Annotated in this window: 15 protein-coding genes; 4 read left to right on the top strand and 11 right to left on the bottom strand. The window is 56.3% G+C overall.

Annotated features, from left to right (window positions below; genetic code table 11):
• The first annotated feature begins 139 nt into the window (after window positions 1–139).
• Complete coding sequence (locus AABO57_17195) at window positions 140–1,807, top strand: CocE/NonD family hydrolase (GenBank protein MEK6287481.1); 1,668 nt, start codon at window positions 140–142, stop codon at window positions 1,805–1,807.
• A gap of 45 nt (window positions 1,808–1,852) precedes the next feature.
• Here the strand turns inward: AABO57_17195 and AABO57_17190 are convergent, their stop codons facing one another.
• A complete protein-coding gene (locus tag AABO57_17190) occupies window positions 1,853–2,770 on the bottom strand; it encodes a hypothetical protein (protein ID MEK6287480.1) in 918 nt (305 codons plus the stop codon).
• Window positions 2,771–2,920: 150 nt separating this feature from the next.
• Window positions 2,921–4,210, bottom strand: a complete 1,290-nt coding sequence (locus AABO57_17185; GenBank protein ID MEK6287479.1) for an AsmA family protein — start codon at window positions 4,208–4,210, stop codon at window positions 2,921–2,923.
• A gap of 391 nt (window positions 4,211–4,601) precedes the next feature.
• On the opposite strand from AABO57_17185, the gene AABO57_17180 reads away from it, so the two are divergent.
• Window positions 4,602–4,937 carry a hypothetical protein gene (locus AABO57_17180; protein MEK6287478.1) on the top strand — a complete coding sequence of 112 codons (336 nt, stop codon included), beginning with the start codon at window positions 4,602–4,604 and terminating at the stop codon, window positions 4,935–4,937.
• A 240-nt stretch (window positions 4,938–5,177) separates the two neighbouring features.
• Window positions 5,178–5,555 (top strand): hypothetical protein, encoded by a 378-nt coding sequence (locus AABO57_17175; protein ID MEK6287477.1) that lies wholly within the window; start codon window positions 5,178–5,180, stop codon window positions 5,553–5,555.
• A gap of 70 nt (window positions 5,556–5,625) precedes the next feature.
• Here the strand turns inward: AABO57_17175 and AABO57_17170 are convergent, their stop codons facing one another.
• Window positions 5,626–8,316: a SpoIIE family protein phosphatase gene (locus tag AABO57_17170; protein MEK6287476.1), complete on the bottom strand. Its 2,691-nt coding sequence runs from the start codon at window positions 8,314–8,316 to the stop codon at window positions 5,626–5,628.
• Between the two features lie 394 nt (window positions 8,317–8,710).
• Between AABO57_17170 and AABO57_17165 the strand changes: the two genes are divergently transcribed.
• Entirely contained in the window at window positions 8,711–9,907 is a 1,197-nt protein-coding gene (locus AABO57_17165) for a M24 family metallopeptidase (GenBank protein MEK6287475.1), read from the top strand.
• Window positions 9,908–9,938: 31 nt separating this feature from the next.
• On the opposite strand, the gene AABO57_17160 is transcribed toward AABO57_17165, so the two are convergent.
• The 8 genes from AABO57_17160 to AABO57_17125 form a co-directional block, all read right to left on the bottom strand.
• Window positions 9,939–10,208 carry a CopG family antitoxin gene (locus tag AABO57_17160; protein ID MEK6287474.1) on the bottom strand — a complete coding sequence of 90 codons (270 nt, stop codon included), beginning with the start codon at window positions 10,206–10,208 and terminating at the stop codon, window positions 9,939–9,941.
• A gap of 52 nt (window positions 10,209–10,260) precedes the next feature.
• Window positions 10,261–10,497: a hypothetical protein gene (locus AABO57_17155; protein ID MEK6287473.1), complete on the bottom strand. Its 237-nt coding sequence runs from the start codon at window positions 10,495–10,497 to the stop codon at window positions 10,261–10,263.
• A 5-nt stretch (window positions 10,498–10,502) separates the two neighbouring features.
• Window positions 10,503–10,736 (bottom strand): hypothetical protein, encoded by a 234-nt coding sequence (locus AABO57_17150; GenBank protein MEK6287472.1) that lies wholly within the window; start codon window positions 10,734–10,736, stop codon window positions 10,503–10,505.
• Between the two features lie 76 nt (window positions 10,737–10,812).
• Entirely contained in the window at window positions 10,813–11,028 is a 216-nt protein-coding gene (locus AABO57_17145; GenBank protein MEK6287471.1) for a DUF2283 domain-containing protein, read from the bottom strand.
• A gap of 91 nt (window positions 11,029–11,119) precedes the next feature.
• A complete protein-coding gene (locus AABO57_17140; protein MEK6287470.1) occupies window positions 11,120–11,326 on the bottom strand; it encodes a type II toxin-antitoxin system HicB family antitoxin in 207 nt (68 codons plus the stop codon).
• Between the two features lie 150 nt (window positions 11,327–11,476).
• A complete protein-coding gene (locus AABO57_17135; protein MEK6287469.1) occupies window positions 11,477–11,887 on the bottom strand; it encodes a nuclear transport factor 2 family protein in 411 nt (136 codons plus the stop codon).
• Window positions 11,888–11,894: 7 nt separating this feature from the next.
• Complete coding sequence (locus AABO57_17130) at window positions 11,895–13,070, bottom strand: agmatine deiminase family protein (protein MEK6287468.1); 1,176 nt, start codon at window positions 13,068–13,070, stop codon at window positions 11,895–11,897.
• Complete coding sequence (locus tag AABO57_17125; protein ID MEK6287467.1) at window positions 13,067–13,975, bottom strand: carbon-nitrogen hydrolase; 909 nt, start codon at window positions 13,973–13,975, stop codon at window positions 13,067–13,069. The genes AABO57_17130 and AABO57_17125 overlap by 4 nt, the downstream gene beginning before the upstream one ends.
• Window positions 13,976–14,047 lie beyond the last annotated feature (72 nt).

Here is a 14,047-nt window from a genome sequence, read left to right as displayed (position 1 = left end):
TACGCGGTCGCCCGATAGTGTCCTAGTCGACCAACACAAGATTAGGACACTACCCAACCGAGTTGACCCGAAGAGTAAGGCCTGCTATCAATCATGCGTCGCGGCTGCCCATTCTGAATTGCGAGAAGAGTGTGTCGTGATGTCGAAGTCAAAGCTGTTCAGCCTCGTCGTAATATCCGCTCTGTTGATTGTTCCTGGCGGGCCTTCTGCCTCTCGCGCTCATGCAATTGAGCTCGTAGATGTCTCCACCCATTTCATAGAAGTACCCGCAGGCTCCTTCGGTTCGGGAACGATCAAGCTTGCTGCTACGCTGTACCAGCCGCGTTTTTTTCCGCTTGCGCCCGCGGCTGTCTACATCCATGGGTGGGGCGGGCACAGGCTAACCGGCGAAGACAACCTCGCCTACTACATCGCGGCAGCCGGCTACATCGTGCTCTCTTACACCGCTCGCGGGTTTGGCGATGGTGAATCGGGAGGGCAGGCAACACTTGCCGGACCGGATGAGCTGAATGACTTGCGTCGAGTCATCGATTGGCTGACCACCGACCCCGATCGCGTAATCGGGCCGCGAGTGGCCAAGGTAGGAGTGCTGGGCGGTTCATACGGAGGCGGACATTCATTCCAGATCGCCTCTGATCCACGCGTCTCGGCGGTGGTGCCTCTCGTGGGGTGGACTGATCTCGAGCAAGCCCTCTATCCGAACGGCGCGATTAAATACGGGCTGGGAATAGCGGAGTTTAACTCGGGCCTCAAACGACATGTGGGCCAGGCTCCTTTCTTCAACTACAGCGAGCTTCAGTTTGATTTGTTGGACGCCGCCGCGGAAGGCCGGCTCCCGGACAGGAGCGTCAGGAAAGCGCTTCGGGAGCGCTCGATCTCCGCGCGCAACGAGAACGGGCAAGATATTCTGGAGTCGTCGAAGCAGCCTCGGGTTCCTACTCTCATCATTCAATCCTGGGACGATTATCTGTTTCCCGCCTCCCAGGTGCTGGATGTGTTTTCTCAGATCACCGCGCCCAAGCGGATTTATCTGGGGCGTCGTGGTCATCCGCCCGGAGGAAACCAATTCGAAGGTGAAGATCTCTACATCGCGACCGAGGTCCTGCGCTGGTTCGATCATTACTTGCGCGGCTTCGGCCCGACTGACCCGCTTAAGGTGATAAGTGCTCCCGCCCCGTTCTCAGCTCTTCCATTTACCGACACGGATTTTCCATCGGATGATATCGCTTCAGTCCCGTTGTTTCTGAAGCCCGGCGGGATCCTGTCGCGTAAGAAGAAGGGGCCGGTCGAGCAGGAAACGGCGGGCGGCATCTTTCGCCCCGAACGCATTCGAAGCTCACATCGCGGCGCCGACATACCCTCGACGAGTGACCTGCTCAGCGGCCACGCCGAAGCGCTTGCAACGGCGCCTCGTCAGTTTCAGTACACGTTCGCGCCGTTCGATGTACAAACCGAGATGATCGGTCTCAGCGAGTTCAGCCTCTTCGTCAGCAGCACAACATCGTCTGATATCGATCTGATAGTGCGAACCTACGACGTCGCTCCCGACGGAACCGAGACTGAGGTAACGATCGGTGCGATGCGGGTGCTGGGCTTATCACCGGGCGAAGTGCGCCGCGCCTCGTTTTACGACTTTGGAGACGACTGGGTATTTCAAGCCGGTCACTCGCTCAGACTCAGGGTCTCGAACATCGACTTTCCCGCATTCAGACCGCCGGGCGCTAATGACAACCTCCGATCGGAGTTCACGATCCACACCGGCAAAAAGTTTCCGTCCAGCATGCGAGTTCCGGTTCGCCAGAGATAGAGTCTCTCGAGCAAACCGAAGTCTCGCTCGCCGGCGATCGCCCAATCATCTACGGTTGGCGTTGCCGTTTGCCGGCGCCGGATTCGAGCTTGAAGAAGGTTGGCCGCCGGCGGCTGGCGTGGGCGCCGCCTGCTGCCGGAGATATGCGGCAAGGACTCGAACGGTATTGGCGAAACCCTGGACCTGTTGTTTCAATTCGGCTGAGGTGACCTTCTTCATCGTTGTGGGAACCTCAAACAATGATGGATCAGGAGAGAGTTGCAGACTCTCGGCAGCGGTTACGATTCGCGCGCCCGCGCCGCTTGAAGTGGTCGTCTCAATTTCAGAGCGCACAGGCAGCCCGGTTTCCTGATCCACATAAACGACGCTGTCCGCCTGAGCCGTGCCGGCCTTTGTGTGAGTATCAGCCGCGCCTCTGAACCGGTACTTGATGGCCGTCCTGCCATTCACCGTTTCAGTGCCCATTTGCTCGTATTGCGCGCGTTCCTTTAGTCGCTGGATAGCCGACGCAGGGCTCATCACCTCGCCAAGCTGGAATCCGAGTTCATTCGGATCGAGTTCGACATACTGATTGCGAGCCGGAAAGATCAGATATTTGAGCGGCGCCTTTTCAAGATAGATCACCTCGCCAACTGGATCGGGCACCTTGAATGAGATTCGACGATCCGTCCCTAACTTCGCGAACGAAAACTGGAGCGGAGGTATGTTAGCCTGAGGCGCATTGCCGGTCGGCTGGATGGTGATGGTCGTCGTCAGGCTGTAACGCTCGGGCTCCCGTGCTTCGAGAGCGGAAGCAGGCGAGGTCGGGGCAGCGGTGTTAGCGTTGGTGGTCGCCGCTGCATTTGAGTTCGTCGTGGTGACGGTCCCGGTATTGGTACATCCAATCGAACCAGCCACCGTGAGCGCTATCCCCGCGACGAAGACGTTCACCTTGTGTTGGTTGATTATTTCTGCGTATCTCATGGACTCCTCCTTTGAATGAAGTAACAGCGAGTCCTGTACGGGCGGTCCTCCGTGGCCGCCCCTTCTCACGTAGTCGTATCATTCGCGGCAAAGAGGGGCGGCCACGGCGGACCGCCCGTACAGGACTAGCAATTTCATGTTTACACTCCACTAGAAAATTCGGCTGACGTCCACCTGGACTTCCGGGTTGCGCACATCTCCACTGATGTTAATCGGCACCGAGACTCGGTTGTTCGTCTCGAGGATCGTGACAACAAGCCCAAGAGTCGAGCTCACCGACTTTACGCGTAAGGTCGCCTCTGGCGACAAAACGACCGTCGCTTCGTAGTTCACTGTTAGCGCGGACTCGATCTTGAAATAGCCGGTTGGTACGGTTGCATCTCCCAGCCCGTCGAGATGTTGTATGCGAAGCCCGGTCGTATTGAACGTACCCTCCGAAATTTGGAAGGCAGTTTCAAGGCTCGCCACCGCGGTGCCCGGGCTCATATCTCCGATCTGGTCGAGCTTCAGCGCTTGCGCCACTCGCTCGCTGAGGTTAACCGTGTGGATGACCAGGCCAGTAGCCCACATCTGGCCGTTGCCGGTCAACGGCGCCTCTCTGTTCGAATTGATCTCGCCATTGATAGCCAGCGCGCCAATACTGACGTTCTTCGTCTCGATCGGACCCGGACCGACTGAGCCGGTAACCGACAGCTTGGAGGCGTCGAGATCGTCTATCCTCAGGTCGAACGGCAGAGTAGCGTTGAAGCGATCGGCTTCGCCGTCTTCCTCCGACTGTACAACCAACTCGCCCTTGACCTGGCTGCCGCCTCGAGCGTCTCCACCAGCGTAGGGATTTAACGACGCATTCAAGACGATGTTCTTGTAAAGCACCTGTGAGGGTTTCGACCCAGTGTAGTCGATCATCTTCACAGAAGCGTTCTCGATCTTGATCTTCCGGAATGTCGGTTCCGATAGGTTCGCTCCCGGCGCGAGCGATAGAATTGACAAAAAGGAAACAGCCTCGGAAACCAAACGCGAAACCGGTGATTGTTCCGAAGATTGTCTTCCCAGAGTGGTCCAGCTCCAAACACCACCGGAATTCTTTACCAGATCAATCTGCGGCGACTTGAGCGTTATTGAATCGATGAAGATCTGACGAGTTCGCAAGTACTGAATGACGTCGAGGTCGGCGCGCACCTCGTTAGCTTTGAGAAAGGTACCTTCGCCAAATTCCGGGTCTTCACCCGCAGTCATTCCGGTAAGCGTAACGTAAGGACCGCCTATGAGGGTGAGCCTCGCCGAATCGATGATAACCCTGCGCCCGAGCGCCTCCGAGAGCTTGAGTTCAACTGCATTTTTCAGCGGAGCAAGACGCAGTAGCGGCGTCGCCACAGCCGCTGCACCGATGATTACCATCAGCAGCAACAGTTTGCTTAAACACCCTCTTGGTTTGGCCATTTAGTCTCCAGCGGAAGCTAAAGCGTCTCGTCGTTAGAAGAACGCCTCTTCCTTGCAGCGGTCGGCATAAGCTGGATCAGTCTTCATCCGACAAACCGGGTATGGGCGAAATCTCATTGATGAACAACACTGATGCAGAAACTTCATGTCGGTTTTCAATACACAGCGCTCTCCCGCCAGGTCAATTAGGCAACTCGCGGGCCAGCAAACAGCTTGTTCTCTGTAGACGTGAATCAATCCTCGCACCCGCTCGGAGGCATCCAGTTGCGAGGTGAGTTGTCTTGCGCTTTGCTTTGAGCTTTACACCGGCTGAGCTTTCCTCGTAATATCAACCGGCGATCCGGACAAACGACAATTTCAATCGGAGTACTCTTTCCAACGGGAGTAGTAGATGAATGAAACCAAGATCGCCGCGCCCGCCGATGCGTTAATTGCTCTGCTCACATCCTCACTTAACGCCAGCGGAGCGCAAGCCTTCGGACAACTGGTTGTGTACACCTCGTTCGGGGTTGTGAGGGGCCGCATCGGGCTCGCGTTTTCTCAAGGACTGATCAGCAAGGAGGGTGGCGGAACGGAACCAGGCTCGGCCGATGCGGTGGTCGAGATCAACGATGTATCCGTCGAGCACTATTCGAATCATCTCGCGAGCGCAAACTTCGATCGATTGTACGTGAGGTTGTCGGACGTGCTGGGCTTCGCGCTGGTTGGGACTCAAGGGCAGGGATAACGAACATTCGTCTCTCGCTTCTGTCTCGTCTTATCGCTGGGTTCCTAGTAGTTGGGTAACTGATTAACCTGTACGAGCGCACCATCTTCCTGCGCCGTCTGTTGGATGGTGACCCTGAGCGGCCGCGCGGGGACGCCCCGTACAAGTAGCGGCGAACTGAGTTAGATTGACGGACGCGCGTAAGGTTGTTAGGTTTGTTGCCGCCGAACCAAGATTAACGACAAAACGCAGGAGGGAAAAATGGCTCGAAAGATTTCTGTTTTAGGACTCGTACTTTTGCTTGCTGGTGTCGCCCTGGCGGCTCGAGAAGGCAAGAGCGTTAAGCTTACTGGCTACATAATCGACAACATGTGCTCTGGTCGTGCTGCCACTGAGAACGGCGCCGACAAGGTGAAGAACCATACGGTTAAGTGCGCGCAGATGCCCAACTGCGCCAAGAGCGGCTATGCTTTGTTCTCCGACAACAAGCTCTACAAACTCGACGAAGGCGGGAACACGAAGACCGCGGAGATCCTCAAGAACACCAAGCTCGAGAAAGGCTTGCAAGTGGAGATCGAAGGCACGCTCGACGGCGAGACGCTGACAGTTAAGAGCATCAAAGAAGTAGCAACTAGTTAGACTAGATTCAAACACTAAGGCACAAAGTCGCAACGAATCCTAAAGCCGCTTTGTGCCTTTGTGTTTGGGTTCACCTCACCCGCATCACCACAAGAGTAAGATCATCGTGCGGCGGCGTGTCCCCGCACCACTCACGTACGCTGTGTACAATCTGCTCGCTCAGCTCGCGCACCGGCACATGAGCTGAGGCATCGATTATCCGCCGCAGACTGGCCTCGCCGAACTCGATGTCGTGGGCGTCGCGAGCTTCGGTCACGCCGTCGGTGTAGGCTACCAGCAAGTCTCCGCTCTCCATCTGAATCGTTTCTTGTTCGTAGACGCAATCGTCAAAGGCGCCGATGATCGGCCCGCCTTTTGTCAGAAACCTGACTTCCGGTTGCTCATGATCGGCTCGCATCCCTTCGGCCGGGATCAGGCTTTCTTGTGCGCCGGCGCCCACGCTCTGAACCTTGACGCTCTTTGCCGCTCGCACGATCATCGGCGGATTGTGGCCTGCATTGACGTAAGTCAGCAGGCCGGTCCGCTCATCAAACTGAGCGTAAAAGAATGTCGCGTAGCTGCTCGCGTCAGTGGAAAAGTGCAGCAACTTGTTCATCGACGACACCAACTCGGTAAGGTGCCCGTTCACTGTTTGAGCCTGGCTCCTCAAAGACGCTTGCACTGTGCACATCAGCAACGCCGCCGATATTCCCTTGCCTGCCACGTCGGCTACCGCGATCCCTAACTTGCCTTGACCGAGCGCGATGAAGTCGTAATAGTCGCCGCCCACCCCGCGAGCTGGATAACAGACTCCTGAAAGTTCCAGCGAAGCCATCTCAGGCGGACTCTCGGGGAACAACCGCTGCTGAACCGTCGTCGCAATCGCAAGCTCGTGCCTGAGCCGCTCTTCAAGCGCGATCTCCTGCACTAACTCGGCGTTCTGAATAGCAAGAGCCATCTGCAGCGCGACTGCCATCAGCAGGTGTCTGTCATCCCGAGAGAATGGAAGATCACCCAGCCGAGGACCAAGCGAGACAATGCCCAGTAACTCGTCCTTGGTGGCAACCGGAAGCAGCAATGCCGACCTTGCGACACGAAGCGTCGCGTTCTCGCGCCTTCGCGAGTCGTTCATCGCGAGTTCCGTCGACAGCAAGTTTTGGGTCCACGGGTTGTACCTGTCGAAATCCACCGGCAGCGGCGTTGCGAACCTGCTCATCCGCTGCACCAGCGCTCCATCCGGGGAGAGCGTCAGCGTCGGGTCTCGACGCGAAGTGCTCATACCATCAATGTTGAGCTGAGACGAGATCGCGCACGTATAATCGCCGGTCTCTTGATCGCGCAGGAATATCGTGACGTTCTCGACGTGCAGGGCATCTTGAATCTTGGCTACCGCGCGCTCGAGCAACTGCTCGACCGTCGAGACCTTGCGCATCTCGATCCCGAGCTCTGAGAGAACTTGCTGCGCGTCATAGGATTCGCGGAAGAACCTGCGGTCGATCATGGGCATCACTTGCTGATTCAAGAAAGTGAGCCCGGCTATCGCGAGCGCGGTTGCGGCCATTGTCACGATTATGTCGGCCCGGTCGCCGAGGCTATCGATCGCGGCCAGCCGGCTCCCGGTCAACAGGAAGCTCAATACTGCGAAGACTACCACTGCTTGAATTATGATGAATCCACGCGAAACCAGCAGGTAGCGGACGCTGCGGCGGAGGATCAATCGGACCGGAATGACTTGATGGCGAACGATGGCATAAGCGAATGACAACGGAAAGAGCGGAAACGCAAACAGCGCTATGACTAGGAGCCACTGTCCCAGTCGCGGGCTCGTCCCGCGCAGATCGAAGAGCATGTGCAAGCCTATGGTCAGGAATATCGGCAAGAAGCCGGCGATGCTCCCGGCGACGACTACGCGCATCTTCCGCTTGGAAGCCCGCCCGGCCTGGCCATAGTTGATGAACAGCGATACCAGCCCGCCCGCAATATACGCTGTAGCGATCACAACGCAGATCCTCGTGAGCACCGGAGAATTAACCTCCGGGTAACGGTCGGGCGCGTATGCCGCAAGGATTTCCAGCAGTCCTAAGTAAGGAAAGATTGTCACCAACTGCGGCAAGTATAGATAGGCTTCGAGCCGTGGAAACCGTCTAAGCAACGGCGAAGGCTCGGGAAATATCTGGAAGAAGTGAAAGAACACGGGCCATAGAAACAGCGAAGCGAGATGAACAGCCAGCATCGCCGTCACCATTGAGGCTGACTCGCCCGAATACACGGCGGTTAGAGCGAAGATAGCGCCGGTGAACATCCCGAACATGAGTGCGAGCAGCAACGCTTGCTTGTCGTCGGGCTTGAGCAGAAACACTATCAGCCCAGTCAGAAGAAAGATGTTCGGGATCACAAGGCTTGCGGCGCCGTTCACTATCCAGGTGATCAGCGGAATGCCCTGCGATAGCAGCGTGGTTTCGAAAGGGATACCGCCGCGCCTGATTAGAATCGTATATGGCCTTCCGGGATCGACACTGTGGAAGATTCTCGCTACCTCAGAAGTCTGCTTGATCGGTTGGCCGTTTATCGCGACAACCTCATCGCCGATTCGCAGCAATCCCGCAGCCTCGTCGTTGCGAAACCGGTCGACACGAACCTGATTCCCAACCTGCCGAGCAACCCACCCGGGGTCGCTCTCCATACCCAGCAGCGCTAGGGATCTGAAGAAGCGCGCGCCGCCATACATCAGGAGCAGAGCGAAAAAGATCGCGCCCAACGTGAATTGTAGCCGGCTCCTCATAACGCCATTCCTCGAAAGAAGAGGGTTCAGAGTTCAGCCTTCAGGCTGCCTTGACTCAAAAAGACTCAAGACCAGCAAGCTAAAGCTTGTACTCTGAACTCAATTCAAAGGAGTCAATATAGCACAGCGGCCATTCTCAGGCATTCACAGTTTCTGGTTTGTAGTTTATGGTTTCTGGTTTCATACCCTGCAACGAATCTAGAAACCAGAAACTAGGAACCAGAAACCCCTATTCCCTCTGCTTTCCTCTACGGCTTGAGTTTGTACGCGGATGCAAGAAGTGTTGTTGCGTCGCGGCGCGCCGAACCGAGGTTGAGGCTCGCGAGTGCAGATTGTAGAATGAAAACTCGTTAACAGTTGTATCGCGAATTCAAGTGACGTATCGGAGGAAACTTTGATCGAACCAATACAGCAAGCTCTCAAAGAGGCGAATGTCGATGGCTGGTTGTTTTACAGCTTTCGCGGCAGCGATCCTATTGCGGCAAACATCCTGGGGATGGTCGAAGGAGGTCACATCGCGACGCGCCGCTGGTTCTACTTCATCCCGCAATCCGGCGAACCCACGAGGATAGTCCATTCAATCGAGCGCGACGTGATCGACCATCTGCCGGGCAAGAAGCTGATCTACCTTCCGTGGCAACAGCTTCACAGCCACTTGAAGAGCGCGCTCATCGAGTCAACCGGAAAGCCGAACCCGCGAATCGCGATGCAATACTCACCGAACGCGGCCATCCCGTATCTCTCGAGAGTGGACGCGGGAACGATCGAGTTGATCCGCTCGTTTGGTGTCGAGATCGTATCATCCGCCGATCTTGTTCAACGGTTTGAATCAGCCTGGGGAGATGAGCAGCTCGCGATGCACGACGAAGCGGCGCGTGGTCTCTATGAAAGCGTCAAGAGCGCCTTTGCCGAGATCGGCACTCGAATAAAAGCGGGAACGCCCACCACCGAATACGACATTCAGCAGTACATACTAAAGTGCTTTGCCGATCGAGGTATGTTCAGCAAGGACCCGCCGATTGTCGCGGTCAATGCCAACAGCGCGATGCCTCACTACGGGCCAACTCAAGATCATCACTCGCCGATCAACAAAGGTGACTTCGTGTTGATAGACCTGTGGGCGAAGCTGGATCGCCCTAACTCGGTGTACGCCGACATAACGTGGACTTCGTTCGTAGGCGACAGGGTGCCCGAGGAGGTAACAAAAGTCTTCAACGTAGTCCGAGACGCTCGCGATGCTGCTACGAATCACGTCAAAGAGGCGTTCTCAGCAGGCCGCACGATCTACGGCTGGCAAGTCGATGATGTCTGCCGCGAGGTGATTCAAAAGGCGGGCTACGGCGAGTACTTCATTCATCGCACGGGTCACAACATCCACACCGAAGTTCACGGCAACGGAGCCAACATCGACAACCTGGAGACTAAAGACGAGCGGGTGTTGATTCCGCGCACGTGCTTCTCGATCGAGCCGGGGATTTATCTGGAAGGGAAGTTCGGCGTGCGAAGCGAGATTGACGTGTACGTCGGCGAGAGGGAAGCTCGCGTGACCGGCGGCGAGCCTCAGAGGGAAGTGGTCGCGATCCTGGCGTGAGTGGCAGTGATGGGTTAATAGTGAGGCGTCATTATTTTGCCGCGGTCTCTTCGCCCAGCTTCTCTTTCAACCACAGATTCAACAGAGTCTCCGCAGGCACGCCTCGTTTTTTCGCTATGCGGGAAATCTTCGCTGACAGGTTCGGTTCTATTGGGTAGTAGACTGCCTCAGATTGAATATCTACTTCGAATTCGACCGGCGTAGTCTGGTCCCAATAATCGCCAAGGTCATGCGTATCCCAGAATTCGCCCATCTCTTTGTAAGAGCGCGCCTTTGAAATAGAGCTTCTACTTCTTGGCATGTCTTCTCCGTTCGGAGTCTGTCATGTCACGGGCTGACCGGTTAAGAAAATATCAGGATGTCTGTAGTATCGCGCGTTCCACTTCACCGGGCACTTTGATCAAAATGAATCGGTCAGCAGAGTACAAATAGTCTTCTCCGCTCTCATCGACGATTCGCAGATCGCCATCCTCCGCAGCATCTTCGTCTGGCAACACGCGATAGATTTTGCACAATTCGAGCGAAGCGGGATAATCCGAGTTATCGATACAGACGGCGAACTTTGGTTCAGGCCTCGCGGTGGTTTTCATGGCTCTTAGTCCAAATAACGCTTGCGTTTTATTTCTTTTCTGCCAATGCCATGAGCTTCATACCAATGTAGCTCAGCTAAGCGTATCCTACCACTGCGAAGACGTACCTGCGCAACACCCTTCAGCTTTCTCCATCTGCCCTTGCCATATAGTCTGCGCAACCTTGCGATGTCTCGAATAGAACTTCCGGTGGCAATTATCTCAATGCTTTCGATAGCAGTGATGATCTCAACATCCATCAGCAAGGCATAATCTCAAGCGAAGATGGGGAAGGCAAGCGAAACCCCAACAGTCTCTGGCGTGATTGTGGCGGTCTTATGCGACGTGCTTCACTTCAGCAGGCAGCTTGTTGAGAATTAACTCCCGAATGTCCAGCTTCGTGCTTGCTTCATCGATGTCTATGCCGGCGAGATTGCCATCTTCGTCATAGTCTAAAACAACTCCATTCGACACCTCACGGCTATCCGCGCTCGGTTTAGAAGATAAGTCGATGTAAAGCGAATCGGTGTCCGAGTAATAACTTATTCTCATCTCGTGAATCCTCTATCGGGGAACGTCTGTCCGGCTTCCTTAAATCCCGCCGCTTCCAGTTTGCGTTTGACTTCCCGGAACGGCAGCGGCTTCATGCGGCTCTGATGTCTATTTCGATATCACGCACGCGCGGTATGATCGTAGCGACAGGCGGTGTGAAGTGAAGTTCGAGAGCGTCTCGCAGGTTGTCTAGGGCCTCATCTTCCGTCGCACCCTGGCTCGCAACGTCAACTTGCATGCATTGGGCTATGAACCACTCGCCTTCTTGCGAAATGCTTGCGGTGAATGATCGTTTTATAGCTTGCTCGCCTCTCGTGACCGCTAATCGTTTTGGTTAGCTTAGCTCCAGAGGCCCGGCTGCACAACGTCGCGCATCAGACTCAGCGGGCCCCGCGTAACATTCAGAGAGTCAGCAATTATACAACCGTCAAGCTAATCTAATCGAGACTCAGTTCACGCTTTCCGGTTGAGAGACGATCATCGTTCGCCATACTGCTTGCCACCGATCGGCGTCGCGCACGAACACAAAGATGTCGCGGCCCTTGTCGTTGAACCGCTCCCCGCCCAGTTCGTAGCTGATCTCGTAACCGTAGCTCGCGACCGCGGTGTCCCCGAATACGTCCACGCTGATCTCGCCTAACGCGAGTCCCGCAATCGCCGCCTGGTTGCAAAAGTCCACGTAGCTCGCCACGCACGCTTCTCTGCCTCCCGTTCGTTGCTGAAAGCCTGGCAGCACCATCACGATGTCTTCGCGGAAGAAAGACCCAATGTCTTCGGGATGCCCCATCGCCCATGCGTTGTTCATTCCTTTGATCAACTCACGAATTTCGGCTTCCGCTGATGAATCCTGAGAGCTCACGGGTCAGTCACTCCTTTCTCGGTTGTTGTTGAGTCATACAGTGCATGGTGCCAAGTCCCCACACCAGATCGACCGCATGGATGCCTACCACGGGACGGTCAGTGATCAACTCGCTCAGGATCCCCAACGCGATGCGATCGGTTGGATCATTGAACGTGGGCACGAGCACTCCCGAGTTCGCGATGTAGAAATTAGCATAACTAGCGGGGAGCCGCTGGCCTTTGAACGACAGCGGCGCGGGCATGGGAATCGGAACGACTTCGATCTTTGAGCCATCCTCGAGGCGCATCCCTTCGAGTTGTTCACGCGCATCCGCTAGCACGCGATGGTTCGAATCGCGCGGGTTGTCTTCACTGCAAATCACAACCGTTCGAGGACCCACGAAACGGCAGAGGTCATCGACGTGACCGTGTGTGTCATCGCCGTCGATTCCGCGGCCCAGCCATAACACGTTCGTAACACCAAGGTAGTCGCGAAACACCGATTCGACTTCCGCGCGTGACAGGTCCGGATTCCGTGCTTGAACGTTTCTGTCGAGCAAACACTCTTCTGTGGCAATCAATGTCCCGCGCCCGTTGACATCGATGGCTCCGCCTTCAAGCACAACATCACGGCTGTTCACTTGACCGCGGATGAGCCGAAAGCCCAGCGCCTTTGCCGCGCGCTCCGGTACCTGGTTGTCCTTCTCCCAATCGCGATACTTCGCCCAAGCGTTGAAGCGAAAACGAACGATCGCGACTTCGCTTTGTTTGCCGTCGCGCTTGACGAACATCGGCCCGAAGTCCCGTGTCCAGCCGCGATTCGTAGGGAAGCGAAAGAACTCAACTCGCGAGAGGTCCACACCGGCTCGCGATAGCAGCCGCCGGGCTCTAGCTTCGTGTGCCTTGTCGGTGACGATGATGCGAACAATCTCGCCGGGCGCGAGTTTGCGTGCAACCTCTCCGTAGACCCAGGGAATAGTCGCAAACTTGCCCGGCCAGTCGGTTCGATTGTGAGGCCAGCCGATCCATGTCGCTTCGTGAAGCTCCCACTCGGCGGGCATACGAAACCCCGCCGCGCTATCCGACCTTTGCGTCGACTCTGCGTCCTCTGCGCCTCTGCGGTGAGCGGGCTTCGAACTGCCTCTCACCGCAGAGACGCGGAGATCGCCGAGGTCGCGCTGAGGTCCGTCTAGGGAGGTCATTCGTTACCTTCGATGACGTCAAGAAATCGCTGATCGATCCCGGCGTAAGCGTCTATGCGCCGGTCGCGCAGGAAGGGCCAATTACGCCGCACTTCTTCAATTCGAGCAGTATCTACTTCACCGATCAAAACCTCTTCGCGGTCAGTCGAGCCTTCCGCAATCACGATCCCGAACGGATCGCACAGAAAAGACGACCCCCAAAACTCTATCCCCGCTCCGCCATCTGAAGGCTTCTCGTGGCCGACCCGATTCACCGCGGCGACATAGACCCCGTTGGCGATCGCATGCCCGCGCTGAACCGTTCGCCAGGCATCGTGCTGCGCCGTCCCGTAGACTTCCTTCTCGTGGGGATGCCATCCGATCGCCGTCGGATAGAACAGTATGCTTGCGCCTCGAAGCGCGGTCAGCCTCGCGCCTTCGGGATACCACTGGTCCCAGCAGATCAACGTGCCGATCTTTCCCACCGGTGTGTCGAAAGCCCGAAAGCCGAGATCGCCCGGCGTGAAGTAGAACTTCTCGTAATAGGCAGGGTCGTCCGGAATGTGCATCTTGCGATAGATGCCCGAGACGTTCCCTTCAGCGTCAATGATCGCGGCGCTGTTGTGATATAGCCCGGCCGCCCGGCGCTCGAAGATCGGCGCGATGACTGTGATATTTCTCTCGCGAGCGATTCTTCCAAGCGCTTGCGTCGAAGGCCCCGGCACAGTCTCCGCGAGATCGAACAGCGCCGCGTCTTCACGCTGGCAGAAGTACTGGGAGCGAAAAAGCTCGGGCAAGCATACAACTTGTGCGCCGAGTTTGGCGGCTTCTTCAACAAATGAGACGGCGCGACGAACGTTTTCATCGGAGTCCGGGGTCGCGGTCATTTGGACGAGGCCAACGCTAAACTTGCTCGCTAAGTTCATGGCCAAAAGCTTACACAAACGCTTGTCGTTGCTCCAGGCACAGAGTTGGGCGTCGTCAACTTTGGCTTGAGG

The sequence above is a fragment of the Acidobacteriota bacterium genome (assembly GCA_038040445.1).
In the GTDB taxonomy this organism is placed as follows: Bacteria; Acidobacteriota; Blastocatellia; order UBA7656; family UBA7656; genus Onstottus_A; species Onstottus_A frigus.
Note: the sequence above shows the minus strand (reverse complement) of the source record. Positions and strands in the feature narration are given on the sequence as shown.